The sequence below is a fragment of the Paenibacillus sp. NPDC058367 genome (assembly GCF_042723305.1).
In the GTDB taxonomy this organism is placed as follows: domain Bacteria; phylum Bacillota; class Bacilli; order Paenibacillales; family Paenibacillaceae; genus Paenibacillus_AQ.
In genome coordinates, this window is the sequence record NZ_JBHXIZ010000004.1 from 471,880 (window position 1) to 489,692 (window position 17,813).

8 protein-coding genes are annotated in these 17,813 nt (G+C 42.0%); all 8 read left to right on the forward strand.

Annotated features, from left to right (window positions below; translation table 11 throughout):
- Window positions 1-51: 51 nt before the first annotated feature.
- Window positions 52-4,008, forward strand: coding sequence for an S-layer homology domain-containing protein (locus ACFWMP_RS22745; protein WP_379424749.1), 3,957 nt, complete (start codon window positions 52-54; stop codon window positions 4,006-4,008).
- Window positions 4,009-4,163: 155 nt separating this feature from the next.
- On the forward strand, window positions 4,164-4,505 hold the full coding sequence (locus ACFWMP_RS22750) for a hypothetical protein (protein ID WP_042131350.1): 342 nt from the start codon (window positions 4,164-4,166) through the stop codon (window positions 4,503-4,505).
- Between the two features lie 734 nt (window positions 4,506-5,239).
- Window positions 5,240-7,984 (forward strand): hypothetical protein, encoded by a 2,745-nt coding sequence (locus ACFWMP_RS22755; protein ID WP_379424750.1) that lies wholly within the window; start codon window positions 5,240-5,242, stop codon window positions 7,982-7,984.
- Window positions 7,985-8,072: 88 nt separating this feature from the next.
- Complete coding sequence (locus ACFWMP_RS22760) at window positions 8,073-8,609, forward strand: hypothetical protein (RefSeq protein WP_076285661.1); 537 nt, start codon at window positions 8,073-8,075, stop codon at window positions 8,607-8,609.
- A 153-nt stretch (window positions 8,610-8,762) separates the two neighbouring features.
- Window positions 8,763-9,029 (forward strand): alpha/beta-type small acid-soluble spore protein, encoded by a 267-nt coding sequence (locus ACFWMP_RS22765; RefSeq protein WP_076285662.1) that lies wholly within the window; start codon window positions 8,763-8,765, stop codon window positions 9,027-9,029.
- A gap of 342 nt (window positions 9,030-9,371) precedes the next feature.
- On the forward strand, window positions 9,372-10,574 hold the full coding sequence (metK, locus tag ACFWMP_RS22770; RefSeq protein WP_042192431.1) for a methionine adenosyltransferase: 1,203 nt from the start codon (window positions 9,372-9,374) through the stop codon (window positions 10,572-10,574).
- Window positions 10,575-10,774: 200 nt separating this feature from the next.
- Window positions 10,775-14,815, forward strand: coding sequence for an Ig-like domain-containing protein (locus tag ACFWMP_RS22775; RefSeq protein WP_379424751.1), 4,041 nt, complete (start codon window positions 10,775-10,777; stop codon window positions 14,813-14,815).
- A 228-nt stretch (window positions 14,816-15,043) separates the two neighbouring features.
- The gene (locus tag ACFWMP_RS22780) at window positions 15,044-17,776 is read left to right on the forward strand and encodes a stalk domain-containing protein (RefSeq protein WP_379424752.1); all 2,733 of its coding nucleotides are present in this window, start codon (window positions 15,044-15,046) and stop codon (window positions 17,774-17,776) included.
- Window positions 17,777-17,813: the final 37 nt, after the last annotated feature.

A 17,813-nucleotide genomic window follows, 5' to 3' on the forward strand; every position in this document is an offset into this window, starting at 1 on the left:
GAACAAAGTGAAGGTTTACGAGAACTTATACTCAAAGGAGAGATATAACACATGCAACGCTTTAAGAGACCGTTCGTTTGGCTGATGCTGGCGGCTTTGATCGTTTCTATGTTCCCAGGTAAATACACGCCGATAGCGGCAGCGGCTACCACGAGCTCTACGACTTTCTTCAGTCCGGATGATCTCACATTACGTAATACCGTTTTGTTGAAGCAGGACGTTGTGCCAACAACAGATAATCAAAACCCAGAGGGGTTAATTAGTCGTTCTAGTGTCTACAAAATAAGTAATCCTACCTTTTCGATTACAGGGACTTACTCACAGGTAACTTCATCTACAATGAAGGTTACTGTTGAGCAGCTAACTCAGGATAGCTCAACCAAAAAATGGGTAACGGATTCGACTCGCTTGACTACGGGAACAGTTACAACAGATAACAATAGTCCGGACAATCGCTTTGTAGCGTCTGGTCTTGTTTTGTATACAGGGTTTAATAAGATTACTTTCTCTGGTATGCAAGGTAATCTTCAACGTTCAGAATCATTCTATGTACTATATGATCAAGTGCCTTACGTAACAGAATTAAAAGTATTGGGTGGACCTGCTGCGCTTAATTTGAACGAAGGAACACAGGTTGTTGTGCCGGTATCTACAGTTACTCTTCAAGGTAAAGTAGCGAATGCAACGAAAGTTAGTGTCTCCGTGAATGGCGGAACAGCTCTGCAAACCTCCTTATTGGAAGACGGAACATTTTTTACACCTGCTTTGAATTTGAATCCGGGATTAAGTACTCTTAAAATCGTAATTCAAAATGCTTCGGATTCAATAACCATTGACAGATCGGTTTATTTCTTTGATAAGGATCAACCGTTTGCTTCTTTGAACATCAATCATAATTCAGTCGACTATAATATTCTAAATGACAAAGTACCGACATTAACTGCTGACCTGACACCTAGTGTTGCAGGTTTTACAGGACAAATATTGGTGCCTTACAACGTAGCTCCATTCAAAACAAGTGCTTTATTAACTCTTAATAAAGGTACTACCAGTACTGAAAAAGTTGTTACCATAAAAAGCGTGGAAGAGGAATTAACTATTCCTGGTCCTGATGGCGTTACTCCCACGTACAAGTTAGTCAAATTTACGACTAACACAAATCTAGATATTCTCCCAGGCGTAAATGACTTTAAACTTTCCGTTGATTATGGCACCCACAGTAGTTCTCATATCTATTCTTATAAATTTTTAAAAGATGAGACTGTCATAACAGAAATGTATTATCTTCCTGGATATACAGGCTCAGGAGCTCTTACAAACATCTCGAAACTACCTCTAAATGGTCAACAGTTGGAGAGTGATACCTTTTATATTTTGGCAAAAACAAATAAATCTACTTCAGCTGTTTTAACTGCTAACTATTTACCTTTGAGTAATAAACCGTTAAGTATATCTCCTGTTCCTGAGGCGGTTACTGGTACAAACGAATACGTTTATAAAATTACGGGTTTCTCTAACGGTCAGCAGAAAGTACAGTTCCGATATACTGGATCGGAGTCTTATTATAATGCTGATATTTCATATGTATCTAAAAACTATATTTATGTAAGTAATTTGCAGGACGGACAAACCTACGAATTCGATTCAAGTATCGATAGAACTCTGAATGTTAATGGTGAATATATCGGATTTGAGAATATCGAGAGTGCACAAGTACAGATTAATGGTATTGATAGTAATCAATTACCTGATACCAAGAATTCAGCGGGTACAGTTATTGTGAATAAATTTGCACTTGGTGTAGTGAAGGATGGTTCAACTAGCGACAAGACGACCTTCAATTTTAATTTAGGAATTAGCCAGTCGGGTCCTTTGGTGTACGGTGAGAATAAAATCGTGTTTACAGGTGTCTCTAAAGATAGTACAGGAAATCAGCGGATTATTAAAAAAGAACTGAAACTCTACATCATTGATACCAACATATCTGGGTTGAAGCAGTTCCACCCAACCGTAGGAGATAATCGTCTACCTTTTACGTCAACAACTCTTACTAATGAAGTAGAGCGTAATGCAATTCTTGCATTGCCATCTGAAATTATTTATAAAGACGAGAAATATACAACAAGCAAAGATAAATTTGACTTGGTGCTACAAGGAAGCGGAGCTTCGACGTTAAATCTATATCAGGGTTCAACTCTGGTATTTACTTCAACAGGACAAGATAAGCTCCTAACAGACAATCCTGAAGGTCCTATTGGTCCAAAACGTTATCCTGATGAGTTGGCTGCAAATGGCCTGTACTATGAGTACATCGGAAGCGCTAAGAACTTTATCTTGCGATTACGTGACATTAAATTTGATGCCCCAGGAAGTCAAGTTTATACACTTGAGCTTATTAATAAGACAGGGGCAAGAACTACACAGCGTCTCGAGGTAGTACGAGAAGTGGCTCCATATCGTCTTCTCTCACCTGTACCAACTGTAGGTAAACAAATCGTTGTTAACAAGAACTTTGTTCGTTTCGATATTGAGGCAGAAGGCGCCACTAAAGTAATTATTGGTAAAGATGAAGCCAAAAAACGCACGGATTTTCCGAATCAAGATCGTTTTACCTATGATTATGTAGGTTTGAAGGCAGACAAATCCACGCCAATTAAGATACAAATCGTCCGTGCTAACTCTACAATTAGCGATACTATAGATGTCTATTATGCCAGTGCGGTACAGATCGACACGCAGTATATGGCAGAGAAGGTGTCTACGAAGTATAGTGTTTTCAATAAAGCTCTGGAATTGAGTTTCCCTAAAGGGACAATTATGAAGGGATTTACGAGCTCTGGTGCTGCGAAATATTACCCTAATACAAAATTATTGTTTGGTATTGCTGACCCCGCTGACGGTGTCGTTGAACGAAAGAATGATTACGGAAATATAATTAACGTCACTGGTAGCGATGACAGAACAGAAGGCGGAGGAGGCCAACTTGTGATCCCGCAGGATCTCGCGTTGCGCTTCACATCAACCGTCTCTACAAATAATTTTTCAAGAGTATCTGATATCTACTGGCTCAGTGGTGGTCTAGGAGAAGACGGTGTTAATATTGAAACCAATGGCGTTACTCCGCATTTTGTGGACGCTAGCGGGAAGACGGGGTATTTTACACAATACAGTCAAACTCGTAAAATTGTACCTTCCCAACGCGGTGAATTGACGCTTACTTTTAACTCCAGCATTGTGGATGAGGTGGGGTCGACAATAACAGTATTCCGCTACACCGATGCTGGGAAATGGGAAAACATAGGTGGAGAAGTAGATACGAAGAAGCACACCATCACAGTTCCGTTTGATGAGTTTGGTTATTACACTGTTATGAAGCTACGTCGTGGTTTTGTTGATATTACGAATCATCCATGGGGCAGAAATATTATGAATGGATTGTACTCTAAGGGTTTCATGACTAATCTTCGTGCAGATGCATTCGGGGCAGATGATTTAACGACTCGTGGCGAGTTTGCTACATTGCTCGTAAAATCATTGAGTATTCCTTTGAACTATGATACCAGTAAACAGACATTCTTCGATATTGTGCCACAAGCGGTTTCGGCGACATGGGATTTCAAACATATTGAGACTGCTGCTAGGGCGGGGATTGTTACAGGACTAAGTGATGGCTTCTTTGGACCTGACCAAGCTTTAACACGTGAACAAGCGGCAGTAATGATCGCTAGAGCGCTGAAGCTGAAGATGTCTTTGAATGACAGTAAACTCTTGGCAACCTTAAGTAAATCGTTTGTTGATACGAGTAATATGGATTTCTATTCACGCCCTGCCATTGAGGCTGTGTCCAAAGCTAAGATTATGGAAGGAAGCGCCGTGACGGTTACAGGACAGAAGAAACCCGTATATAACTTTAATCCAAAGGGTAAATTGACTAGAGCTGAGGCTGGAAAGATTACAGTCGCACTCTTGCAAAAGAGTACAAGCATCTTCCCTAAGAACTTTAACTAGAGCAAAAAAATGTTCACCGGCCTGCGAAAAAATATTCGCAGACCGGTGTTTTAATGTAATGAGAGCAATTACCAAGGACATATATTTTGTATTCTGCTTCAATTTACGATACAATAACGTAGAAAATATTATTTTCTGAAAGGTGAAAGCCAACCATGAAACCGATTTTAGCAAAAGCACAGTTGGATTACATGAAAGCCAAGAATATGTTTGAGAATAGAGCAAAAGTGTTAGAAAAGGAAATTGCGGCTAAGCGGGCACTACAGGAGATTACACAGGAGGTTATGGAGGAGCTTGTGCAGGCTACAGGATTCCATGATTCTTACAATGAGCTTGTCGTTGCTGAGAACGCTCTGATCGAATGGTCTCATACTACAATTAAGCATGAGAAGAGCTACCGCGAGAATCGCGCAGCTATTGATGCAATGTATGACAATGTAAACTCAAGTCCTGAAAAGCGTCAGGAATTGATCCAGTTATCTATGAAGATTCGTTAGAACATACTGTAATAGAAGCAAGCGCCGGCAACGGCGCTTTTTTGTTGCGTTCTATAGGGCGGATCTCCGAATGGTGACGGTAAGTAGTAGCCATTAGCTTACGAATTATCAAAGTAATGAACCAGTAGGCTGACCAAGAAAGAACATATTTGATTGAACCTATAAGCGAAGGTTTTTAGGTTATAGCTTTAAGAGCTGAAGCTCAGAAGGGGAGCCGCTATATAATCAGCCTACGGTGAATGTGAGTAATCAGGTCTTTCCGCCCCTTTATACTCAAATTTTGTAGGAATGTTTAAATAAATGGCACTAGTGTTAATGATACTTAGTAAATATTGCATAATGACGTTTAGAAAACGACTATGGTATACTATTTTCCGTGGCAACCCATGATTAACAATAGTTAGTAGAACATACATATGTATCTTCTATTGGGATTGTACCGGGAAACAAAAAAAGAAAAGATTTTTTTGAGAAACCGCAACTTTTCCAAATCTTCTGCGTTTAAGGTGTAGAGTCATTTACACAGGCAGTTGAAATTAACCGCTGGTAAAGCGAATTTAACAAAATGGAAAAATTAGCTTTACGTGACTTGAGGCACATTGTATAATACTTAGGTATAATTAGGAATCTAGTATTGTCATGTCCTGATCATTGTTTACCAGTTTCTGTGATACCCGTCACAGACATTATTTATACTTAATTTGCTCAACTCTGGAAAGGGGGTGCATCGGCTAATGAGTGACACGAGCTACTCAACTAAAGAAAAATCTCAGTTTATGAACGTCCAAGGAGGAGAAAAAAAGGTTATGAAGAAAATTTTATCCGTAGCATTATCTACAGCAATGGCATTCTCGATGTTTGCCTCTGTAGCGTTTGGTGACGCAGCAGCAACTCCGCAACAAAAATTTGACGCTTTGGCAGCAAAAGGTATTCTCAATGGGTACCCAGATGGTCAAGCTCACCTTGAAAAAGATCTTACTCGCGCTGAATTCGCGAAGATCGTTACTAAATTGTTCGATCTTACTGAAGTAACTAACAAATTGTCTTACAAAGACAAAGGTTACAACGCTAAGAACTGGGCAGTTCCTTACATCGAAGCTGTTACTGCAGCTAACTTGATGCAAGGTAAAGATACTGTTAAAGGTATCTTCGACTACAACGGTAAAGTAACAGTTGAAGAAGTAGCGGCTGTATTGTTCCGCGCTTTGAAACTTGAAACTCCAGCAACATCTGACAACAGTGCATCTGCATGGGCTAAAGGTTATGCTCAAGCAGTAATCGATGCTGGTCTGATTGCTAAAGACACTAACTTCAAAGCTAACGCTAGCCGTTCTTTGGTAGTTGAAACAGCATATGCAGTTGATCAATTGAAAGCAGCTCCTACTGTAGCTTCTGCTGAAGCAGTAAGCCCAACTAGCGTAGTTGTAACTTTCTCTGACAAAACTACTACTACTGTAACTTTGACTACAGCACTTGTAGAAGGTGTTGAAACTTCAATTTCCTTCAAACACAACAATCACGACTACACTACTAAAGTAACTTTGGCAGCTCCTAAGGTTCTTTCTGTAGAAGCTCCAAACGCTAAGCAAGTGGTTGTTAAATTCAACCGTGTAATTAGTGCTGATTCTGTGATTGAAGATGGCAAATTGCTTGCTGACACTGTTAAGGTAGTACCTGTTAGCGGAACTGCTGTAACTGTTGTTGGTTCAGCTGCAAGCTTGAATGAAGCTGGCACCGAGTTGACAATCACTCTTGACAAAGTTGATACTGACTACTTGAAGGGTCAATACACAGTAGTAGTAAGTGACAGCGTTCTGACATCAGCTGGAACTAAAGTTGCTACTTACACTGCATTGTTGACAGTTGCTGATACAGTAGCTCCTACAGTTAAGGCTATTAATGCCGTAGCTAAAGAATCTACTAAAGAAGTATTCGTACAATTCAGCGAGCCAGTAAAACAATATAGCTTTACTGCTACTATTAACGGTGTTTCTGTAGCTGTATCGAAGGAATCTGCTGATACATTTAAATTGACTACAAATACTGCACTGAAAACTGGTACAGCTAATGATGTAGTACTTAACAAAGTTACTGACTTTGCTGGCAACGTTGCAAGCACACTTAAAACAAGTGTAACTGTAGTTGCTGATACAGCTGCTCCAACGATCGTTAGCGTTACTCCTGAGAGTGACAACTATGTAAAAGTTAAATTCAACAAAAAAGTTAACGCTGCATCCTTCAAGGGTAATGTTTCCTTGCTGAAAGCTGACGGCGACAAAGTTGGTAACATGAATGTTATTACAACTGACGATAGCGACACAATTAAATTGCAAGTACCTAGTGCCTTCAACTTCCCAGCATCCGGAACTTTCACTGGTACACTGTCATTCGCAGCATCTGTTCGTGATACACTGGGTAACACACTTGGAGCCACTGTGACTCAAGCAGTTACTTTCGTTAAAGACACTACTGCTCCAACTGTAGTATCTGCTACTTACGGTTCTAGTGGTCTTGTATTGACTTTCAGTGAAGATGTTGTACTTGCAACTGGTACTGTTAGCATCATTGATGAATCCACAGGTACTGTTGTTGGTTCACCAATTACTCAAGCTGACATGACTGTAAAAGGTGCGAAAGTAACTGTTAAGACTAGCACTACTTTGGGTGGAGACTACACAGTTCGCATTACTGCTGGCTTGGTGAAGGATAAAGCAAGAACTCCTAATACTTCTGTCGCAGCAACAGTTGCTCTTACAGCTGAAAAAATCAATACCAACGATGACAAGAGACCTACTGTTACTTCTGTAGTGTACACAGCTGCTTCTTCAGAAGCTGGATACCACCAATTTACAGTAACAGCTACTGATAACATTGGTTTGAATGTAGCTTCGCTTCGTGATTCTAGCAGCTATGTCCTGAACGGTGCTGCTCTACCTTCTGGTTCTTTCGCTGTTATTGATCCAACTACGGTTGTAGGTACTGCTACTAAACCAACTACTGCTCAAGTGAAAGTATTCATTCCAGTAGGCGGAATTACAGAAACTAAAGATTACACATTCAAAGTTGTTGGTATCTCTGATGCAGCTGGCAACGGAATGGAAAATACTGCTTCTGCTTCGGTAGTTCATGAGCTTAAGAACACAACTGCTCCTAAATTGACTGAAGCAGCTATTAACAGTAATGTTGCATACCTGACATTGACATTCTCAAATAAAATTACAAATGTTGATCCTTCAGACTTTGTTGTCGTTGCAGGATTGAATGGTTCTGAGCCATCATCAGCAAATGTAGTTGTAAAAGCGACTGTTGGTTCTGGTAGCGAAGAAGGTAAAGTATTGTTGCAAATCAAAGTTGACGGTAAAGACATCACTGATTTGAACACTCTTGATTCCCTTACTGTTGAAGTTAAGGAAAATGCTAAATCTGCTGACAAAGATGGTCTTACAATTGTTAAAGGTAACAAACAAACTGTAAGATAATGAGCTTCCTTTACGAAGCAAGAATAGCCTCTTCGGAGGCTATTCTTTTTTTATAGGCATTTATCCCCACTCATGAGGAGGAACTTCATTGAAATCGGTATGGAAAGTAACAACAGCTGCTGTATTACTGGCTGGTGGTGTATGGGCTGGATCACTGTTGAATGTTACTGCTGAAGGTGCAGGTGTTGGTTCGCAGCCTGGAACAGCAGATGACCCTGTGGTTACCAAAAGCTATGTTGATCAGCAAATTCAGAAAGCACTTACAGGTGGTACAGGTACAGCTCCAGTAGCTACAGCTACTCCGAGTCCAAGCTCAGCTCCAACAGCTACAACAAACCCGACTACTAGCAGTAATGAATCCGTAATTGTCGATGTAAAACCAGGACAAACCTTAATTGCTTCCGCAGGCGCTGAATTTATCGTTCGTGCGGGTAAAGCGGTTATCTACTCTCAGGATGCAAATGGTGTTGCTGATTTAACGGATGGTAAAGACCTTGCCAATGGAGTAGCTGCACCGACTAACCATTTATTATCCTTCCCTCGTGATGGTCGTGGTATTACTGTGCAATCAGGACAAACTCTTGGCCTTGTTGTCATGGTTCGTGGTGGATATACACTAAAATAATTTGTAATAGCATATATTCATAATGCCCGTAAAAGTACTTAATCATACCTTCAAACTGATTTCCAAAGTTACAAATCATTGGCGCGATTGAAGAGTAGATGTTGGACGCACAATATTCCTGTAATCTTACAAATTCACAGGAGGTGCTTAAACATGGCACGTAATAATCGTACAGTGGTACCGGAAAGTCGGGCAATGCTGAAGCAAATGCAATATGAAATTGCAGCTGAATTCGGTTTATATGGAGCGCATTATGGAGGCGGAGCAGACACAGAGTTTGCTTCTGAATTAGGAGCAATCGGAGGTAGTGGTTCTGGCCGTAGCCAGTATCTTGGACATCTTAGTTCAAGAGATAATGGCTCTGTTGGTGGAGAAATCACGAAGAGACTCATTAAGCAAGCCGAACAGTCTCTTCTTTAATAATATCAGGGGTAAAAAAATCTTATTAATCCTATCTGATATTACTTTTTAATACTGCGGAATCAATATTTATACTGTGATGGAGGGGCTTCGGAGTAATTGACACCACCTCCCAAATAAGATAATATGACTTTTGAGGAAAGCCTTAGACCTTTTCCATATGGGAAAGGTTCATTTTTTTGAAGAGTTTAGTGAATATAAACATGAAATACTGCAATCATCCTTCATAAAAAGAACAGGCCCCTGAGTTTCTTTGTTTTATATTTTTTTATTAATTTGGCCTGTGATTATTAAGGAACTCCTTATACAGTGTCAGACTAACCATAAGGGAGGTTGTTATACTTGTCTATTAAAGGGCGTCATTTGTTTACTTCCGAGTCCGTGACGGAAGGGCATCCGGATAAAATCTGTGACCAGATTTCCGATGCGGTATTGGATGCATTTTTAGCTAATGATCCAAATGCTCGTGTAGCCTGCGAAGTAGCAGTAGCAACTGGTCTTGTTTTGGTGATCGGGGAAATCAGTACCAAATCTGAGTATGTAGATATTCCTGCCATCGTACGCAATACCATTAAAGAAATTGGCTACACACGTGCAAAATATGGTTTCGATTATAATACTTGTGCAGTATTGAGCTCACTTAATGAGCAGTCAGCTGATATTGCTCAAGGTGTAAACTCTGCTCTCGAGCACCGTGATCCAGCACAATTGGCTGAAGAAACAGCAAATATTGGTGCGGGTGATCAAGGCTTAATGTTCGGTTTTGCTACGAATGAGACACCAGAACTGATGCCGTTACCGATTGCATTGTCTCACCGTATTGCTCGTCGCTTATCTGAAGTTCGTAAGAACGGAACTTTGGAATATTTGCGTCCTGACGGGAAGACACAAGTTACGATCGAATATCAAGATGAGAAGCCTGTGCGCGTGGATGCTATCGTAGTATCTACACAGCATGCAGAAGAAATTTCTCTTGAACAAATTCAGGCAGATATTAAAGAGCATGTAATTATGCCGGTTGTTCCTGCGGAACTGCTCGATGCTGAAACTAAATATTTTATTAACCCAACAGGACGATTTGTGATTGGTGGTCCTCAAGGGGATGCCGGTCTGACTGGACGGAAGATTATCGTTGATACGTATGGCGGATATGCTCGTCACGGCGGCGGCGCATTCTCTGGTAAGGATCCAACTAAAGTGGACCGTTCTGCGGCTTATGCAGCTCGTTATGTGGCGAAGAATCTTGTAGCTGCAGGTCTAGCTGATAAATGTGAGATCCAGCTTGCTTATGCCATTGGTGTGGCTACTCCTGTCTCGATTAATGTGGATACATACGGAACAGGTAAAATCAGTGAGGAAAAGATGGTTCAACTGATCAGCAACAACTTTGATCTTCGTCCTGCAGGCATTATCTCTATGCTTGATTTGCGTAAACCGATCTATAGACAGACTGCAGCATACGGCCATTTTGGACGAACTGATGTTGATCTTCCTTGGGAACGCGTAGATAAAGCGGAATTACTCAGAGGTCAGGCAGGATTGTAGTTAATTATATGTTCTTATAATTCGTTAAGCCCGCAAGTTGGCACTTAGTGTCAGCTCTGCGGGCTTTTTTTTGTAATGGATAGAATTACTATTGATTCTAATCATAGAGAAGTAGACTACTAAACTTTGTAAGCCCTTTAACCGAAATATAAGAATATACATAAAGACGTTAGTATGGTTTGAGAGGAGTTTATCACGGCATGAAAAGAAAAATTTCAATATGGACGGCAATTTTTCTAGCGGGAGAACTGGTACTTGGAGCAGGGTATCCTTCTATCGGAATTGGAATATCGGCAGTACATGCTGCAGCGGAATTTGGCATTAGTGTGTCGCCAGCACCTGGAGCAACCTATGTAAATATCGGGTCATCTCTTAAATTAAGCTTTGATCGTCAAGTAAACCCACAGGCTGGAGAAATTACCATCACGGGTCAGGGTGATAGTACACCTTTTGTGACGATTCCTATTGGTAGTTATGGTTTAATTGGTAGTTCAAAAGACTACGAGCTTAAATTAGGGCCAAACCAACAATTCACTCCGAATAAGGCATACAAGGTCACAATTCCCAAAGGATTGTTCAAAGATAACGAGGGTAATGAATCAGGACTTACTTCATGGGCATTTACCACCGCTCCTGAGAGTAATACGGCTATCACGGCAGGCAACTTTTCACCGGCTAGTAATGCAAGAGTAGATGCCGGGAGTTTAAAGGAACTTAGTCTGACACTAAATAAGCAGCTGTTAAAAGGTGGGGGCAATATCCGAATCCTGTCCTCAGCAGATAATGCAACAGTGCAAGAGTTCAGAATAAAGGATGATGACACTAGAGTTAACGTTCTGACTGATGCTAACTCTACTACAGTTAAATTAACGTTGGAGAAAGCATTGGCAGCCGGAGGGAATTACTATGTTCTTATTGATGCCTACGCTTTTAAGGATGTTGACAATAGAACGTTCTCTGGTATTTCTAGCGGCAATGTATGGAGTTTCTCTACAAAAGGTGTAGCTGAAATTCCAATGACTCCATCCCCGGCTAACGGTGCAGGCGGTATATCTACCACAGGAGCGTTACAGCTCACTTTTGACCGTCCTATGATGCCAGCATCTGGTGTAATTACGGTGTCTCCAGGGGCAGCTAACGATGCTAGAACGAGATGGCTTAATGTGAACTCCCCAGCCGTTACTGGAGGAAGTAGCAGAACCATAACATTGAATCCAGCGTCATCAGCCTCACCTCTGCTAAACGGCACACAATATACAGTTACGATCCCCCAGGGTGCTTTTTATGATCAAGATGGAAATGTATTTCCTGCCTCGGGCCCGTACACTTGGACCTTCACAACGGTATCTTTGACTGGACTTGGCGTAAGTGCTTTGAATCCATCTGATCGAAGTGAATCTATTGCTAACAACAGATCCTTTTCGATCGCTTTTAATCGGGATGTGAATTACAACAGTGCAGTGGCCAATGGTGTGGCTCTATATAAAAGCGGAGGATCTCAGGTGCCGGTTAACGTTACTCGGAGTACCACTACAGCTAAAGAATTTATAATCACACCTTCTGTAGCGTTAGATAGTGATTCAACTTATTACATTGATATCGCTAAAGGGGCTTTTGTAGACGCAAGTGATGCTAACGTTCTATATGACGGATTAAGTGGTAAAAATTCATGGAGCTTCAAGACCTTGTCTCTGGACAAAACAGCTCCACAGCTCACATCAGCACAGCTTGAGAATAACCGAACCATTCGTCTGAAATATAATGAATCTCTCAATTCATCCATAGCGCTGTTAACCTCAAGCTTTGGAGTTACGGTGAACGACGAGAATCGAGCGATTGAAAGTGTGTATATTCAGGGAGACAGCGCTTATCTGGTGCTGAGTACAGGAGTAGCAGTTGGGCAGATTGTAAAGGTCAGCTATAATGGCGGACTGCGGACGATTCAGGATCCAAGCGGAAATGCAGCGAGCACTTTTAGCTCTAAACAGATCACGAACTCCATTGAGTCCTCCATGCCGACACCTAAAGACGGGCGAATCACGGGGAGATCTGTAGTATTAAATTTTAACGACACACTTAAATCGGTTTCCTATTACGCTCATAACCAGTTCTCAGTGACTGCAGATGGAAGCTCACTTGGGGTCAACTCGATCAGTTCCAGTGGCAATACAGTATATTTAACATTGGGTAGTGAAGCATCAAATGGACAGAACGTTCGGGTGTCCTACTATGCAGGTTCGTATCCTTTGCTGAATTCTTATGGACAAAATATTGCGGACTTTACTGATTTCAATATCCGTAACAGTAACGATACGATTGCGCCAGTGTTTCAAAGTGCAACCGGAGGCGGCACTAAAATCATTTTGAATTATAATGAAGGCTTATCTACAACCAATCTCCCACTGAATAGCCAATTCTCTGTGTTAGTGGGCAGCACGCCTAATTATGTGACTAATGTATCGGTCAGCGGCACTCAGGTCACTTTGACGCTTCAGACAGCGCTGACGGTGAATCAGAATGTGACTATATCTTATGTGCCTGGTTCTGCCGGGATAAGTGATTTGAATGGGAATCGGGCAGCTTATATTAACCTGCAGCCTGTATCCATCTCAGAAAACAGCGGCACTACTATACCTGAGATTAATTCAGCAACCGTTTCAGGTGACGAGTTAACAGTTACTTTTGCAAAGAATATGCAGGCATCCGGTTCCCTCTACGCGAATCAGTTTGGAGTTCGAGCAGACGGAAGCAGCTTGGGAGTGCAATCCTACTATCTCTCAGGTAATATTCTAAAAATAACGTTATCCTCGGTTGTAAAGACTGGTCAAACAGTGGATCTGTCCTATATGTCTGGTACCGGTACGATTAAGGATTTGAGTGGGAATACTCTTTCCTCATTCTCAGCTTTATCAGTTCAGAATCTAACTGGCGTGACCACTGGATCTGGAAATCGTCCATCCTATCTAGGAACACTTGCAACGAGTGAGTTTGGAAAAGAGTATGCACTATTAAAGAGCGATTCCTCGCAAATTGTGGATGACCGTTCTGTATATAATCAATCTGTAAAAAGATATACTTTAAACGCAGATCGAATAGCTGCCAGTTATGAATATCTGTATAAGATGAATAATGATGTATTGGCTTTTGAGGTTCCTTCCACGGAGCAAGCAGCCTTTGTAACGGCTCCGCTAAAACCATTACTAGACGCGGTGAACCGTAATAAAAATACTAAGTTCATGATTCGTCATGGAGATAATCTATTTAGCGTAGGGCTCAATGATATTGATATGAATGGGCTGGCGAGCAGCCTAATCTCGGACAGTAAAAATATCTCGCTCGTGTTCCGCTTGGATAAAGTTCCAGCAGGTACATTTACACCTTTTGAGCAAAAGCTACAGACGATGGGTATGCGAACTATTACTAGTCTTATGGATGTCCGGGTGACGGCGATCGTTAGCGGTAATTATTCGAATGCCAAGGCACTGACAGTACCAGGAGAATATACCGTACGTACTACTTCTTCATTAAATAGTGCGCAGACATCTGCGGCCAGGTTAGACCTTTCCTATTACGATGCAGCTTATCTACCTACAAAAATCAGTACGGTTGGCAACTATACGGTTATCCGTGCTCGTACCGCTGGTAATCAGATTTTAGGGACTTTTTTGTCCACCAGAGCCTTCACGGATATGGGTAAGCATTGGAGTAATGCAATCGTAGCTGAGCTTAACGCAAAGAATATTATTGATAGCAGCTACGGTAGTGCGTTTAATCCGGAGAAAAAAATTACCCGTGCTGAGTTTGCTATAATGCTCAGTCGAGGTCTAGGCTTGCTAGGAGATCGTGAGACCGCACAACGTTTCCGGGATGTGCAGCCTTCTACACAAACTGGAGACTACATTGGCGCAGCGGCTAAAGCTGGAATTATTACAGGGAACACGGATGGTACTTTCCGTCCGAATGATAATATAACACGCGAGCAGATGGCGATTATGATGATCCGTGCGATGGAATATACCAATCATCCTATTACACTAAGCGGTACTTCTGCCTCAACACTTGCAAGATTCAAGGATAAGGCAAAGATTCAGAATCAAAGTGCGGAGTTCGTCGCAAAGGCAGTGCAATCAGGGATTATTTTGGGCATGACAGTAAGTGAATTTGGGCCCCAAGGCAATGCCACCCGTGCTCAAGCTGCCGTGATGTTACAACGGATGCTGAAACAGGCTGATTACTTGTAAACAACTCTTATAGATAACCAAACAATTGGTAAAGCCCGGCAATTATGCCGGGCTTTTTTTGTCGTCTAATTATGACAGTTTTGACTCTATAAAGCTTGAAATCTCTCAATTTCGCAACTTTTTGGCTTATTTTCAGTCTATTAAAAGAGTACTAGAAAAATAGGAACCAGTTTCCAGACATTGATATGGACTGATAGAGTACAAAAGAGATGGGAGAGTTACGTTGAAATGAATGAAGTTTTCATGGAGAAGAAGAGTAGCGAGGTTGCACGGGGAATAAGATTATCTTCCACTAAAAAGTGGATTGCTGCTTCATTGGCTGGTGTGTTATGGATTATGCCGGTAATCGGCAGTGAAGGTATGATGCTGTTTGGTCAGGGATCTGCACCAATCGCAGCTGCAGCCACAGCTCCTTTTAAAGTAAGTAAGCTGGGAGAAGAAGTGATTACTTCGGGCGCCATTATGATGAAATATAAATATACTACTACACGTTCTGGGGCGAGTGCTTCTGGGCTTGCGGACGTCATTCGTGTGGATCTTAACAATCCATATGTTTCTTTAGATGTGATGACTGGTAAAGGCGGAAACCTGACTACTCGGCAAAGTACTGGCGGGATGGCCAAGGAAACAGGAGCCGTTGCCGCAGTAAATGGCGATTATTTTAATACAGGTGGAGAGGGTGCACCGATCGGTGGACAAGTATCAGGTGGAGTACTGGTGTCTACCCCTTCACAATTGGATGGAATGTATGCCTTTGCAGTGACAAAAGACCGCAAACCTATTATTGACGAGTACAGCTTCGAGGGGATGGTAACCGCGCCAGATAGCGCACAGTTTGAGATCTCCGGTATCAATAAAGGCGCTTATAGCCCTGAAGGCGGAAGCTCGACTTATAGTCATGCTAATGCTATGTATATCTACACAGATGTATGGACTGCACTCGACCGCCCTAAAAATAGCTCTACCACTCCAACAGAGGTACTTGTTGAGAATGGTGTAGTTACTCAAATTTCAGAAAATGCTGCACTCCCTATGGCGGTTCCAAAGGGAGCTTATATTTTGCGGGCACATGGCTTAGCCGCACGATATGTTACTGCCCATTTGACGGTAGGACAACCTGTAACAAGTGTGTATTCCCTGAAATCTAAGACTACACAGCAATCGCTAGATCCTGCGAATCTGCAAACAATGATTGGCGGACATACGATTCTAGTAAATAACGGAAAAGCAGCAACGTTCTCTCGTTCTACTAGTAGCATTGGAGGCTATCGTGCACGCACGGCTTTAGGATATTCTCAAGACGGACGTTATGTATATATCATAGCTGCTGAGAAAAATGGTAATAGTTCAGGGATGTCTCTAACCGAGCTGCAATCATTTATGACGAATATTGGAGTCTGGAAAGGTCTAAATCTCGATGGAGGTGGCTCTACAACGATGGTAGACCGGCCCCTCGGTGAAACCTCTACTACACTCACTTTTAATACAGAGTATGGCACAGAGCAACGTAGCATCGTTAACGGGCTTGGTGTCTACACTAACGCACCGCAAGGTGAAGTGAAAGGGATCAAAATTAGCGGAAGTTCCGCACTGTTGGTTGGACAAAAGGCAACATATTCTTTAAAAGGTTATGACACTTACTACAATCCTATTGATGTAGCAGCAGGTAACCCTACTTGGGTATCAAGCGGCGGAAGCGCAACGGTAAGTGCAGGTGAAGTAACGGCAGTGAAGCCAGGTACCGTTACCTTAACGGCTAAAAGCGGTTCTGCAAGCGCCTCTACAACTGTTACAGTTCTGGGTGGTAATGATCTTTCCAGTATGAGTGTAGGTACAGCTACAGCGCCACTGACAGCCGGAACTACTGTGTCTGTCCCTGTTACAGCGGCAACGAAAAGTGGAACAACTATCAATGTTCCGGATTCAGCACTGAAGTGGGAGTTTGTAGGCTTTAAGGGAGCCGTGAAAGATGGCAAGCTTACTGTAAACACCGTTGATGCAGGGGTTACTACGGGTTATGCTATTGCCCGTTATGATGGATTTAGTGCAGTGGTTGTATTATCAACAGCAGCAGCTACAACATGGGAAGATTTCGAGAAAGTAAGCTATCCAATCGACTTTACTACCAATGTTCCAGCGGTACAGGGTACTGCAACGATAGTGGATGGAACGGCTGAAAGAGTAGGCTCCAAGGTGCTGTCACTCAGTTATGATATGACAGCTGGTAGCGGCAAAATGTATGCTTATGCTCAGCTTAATGGTACAAGTGGAAAAATAGTTCCAGCGCTTGCAACTTCGATGTCGGTTGATGTGATGGGCGATATGAGCTTGAATTGGCTGCGTGCTGAATTTGTAGACAACAGTGGAGCTACAGCTTATGTGGATCTTGCGAAGATCATCGATTGGAATGGTTGGAAGAACATTAACATTGACTTGTCAGGCTCAGGCATTAAATTCCCAGCAACACTGAAGAGACTCTATGTTGTTAACGTAGAGGAAGGCCAAGATGAACGGGCGAAGACGGGTACAGTTGCCGTTGATAATATCAAGTTTACAATGCCATCGCTTTCTAGTGATGCAGGCTTACCGAAAGGTACGGCTTCCATGAGCATTGGTTCGAAAGCAATGACTGTAAACGGAACAAAGAAAGCTATTGATGTAGCTCCAATTGTAAAAGACGGCAGTACTTATGTGCCAATTCGGTATGTCCTTGATGCTTTCGGAGGCAGCGCTACTTGGGATCAGGTGAATAAGAAGATCATGGTATTACGCGGAGCCAAGGCACTGGATCTTACTGTAAATAAAAAAGAATATCTGCTGAACGGTAAACGTCAGAGTGCTGAAGTAGCACCAATCATTTTACAAGGTAGGACTTTAGTACCGTTAAGACTAGTTTCTGAACAGCTAGGATTAACTGTAAAATGGGAACAGAAAACGAAGACCGTAACTATCGAATCGTGATATGTTAATATAAAGGAAAACCTTTAAAACGATTCGA

Coding starts and splice junctions, on each gene's coding strand:
- ACFWMP_RS22775 (WP_379424751.1), top strand. CDS start 10,775: ATGAAAAGAAAAATTTCAATATGGACGGCAATTTTTCTAGCGGGAGAA.
- ACFWMP_RS22755 (WP_379424750.1), top strand. CDS start 5,240: ATGAGTGACACGAGCTACTCAACTAAAGAAAAATCTCAGTTTATGAAC.
- ACFWMP_RS22750 (WP_042131350.1), top strand. CDS start 4,164: ATGAAACCGATTTTAGCAAAAGCACAGTTGGATTACATGAAAGCCAAG.
- ACFWMP_RS22765 (WP_076285662.1), top strand. CDS start 8,763: ATGGCACGTAATAATCGTACAGTGGTACCGGAAAGTCGGGCAATGCTG.
- ACFWMP_RS22745 (WP_379424749.1), top strand. CDS start 52: ATGCAACGCTTTAAGAGACCGTTCGTTTGGCTGATGCTGGCGGCTTTG.
- ACFWMP_RS22780 (WP_379424752.1), top strand. CDS start 15,044: ATGAATGAAGTTTTCATGGAGAAGAAGAGTAGCGAGGTTGCACGGGGA.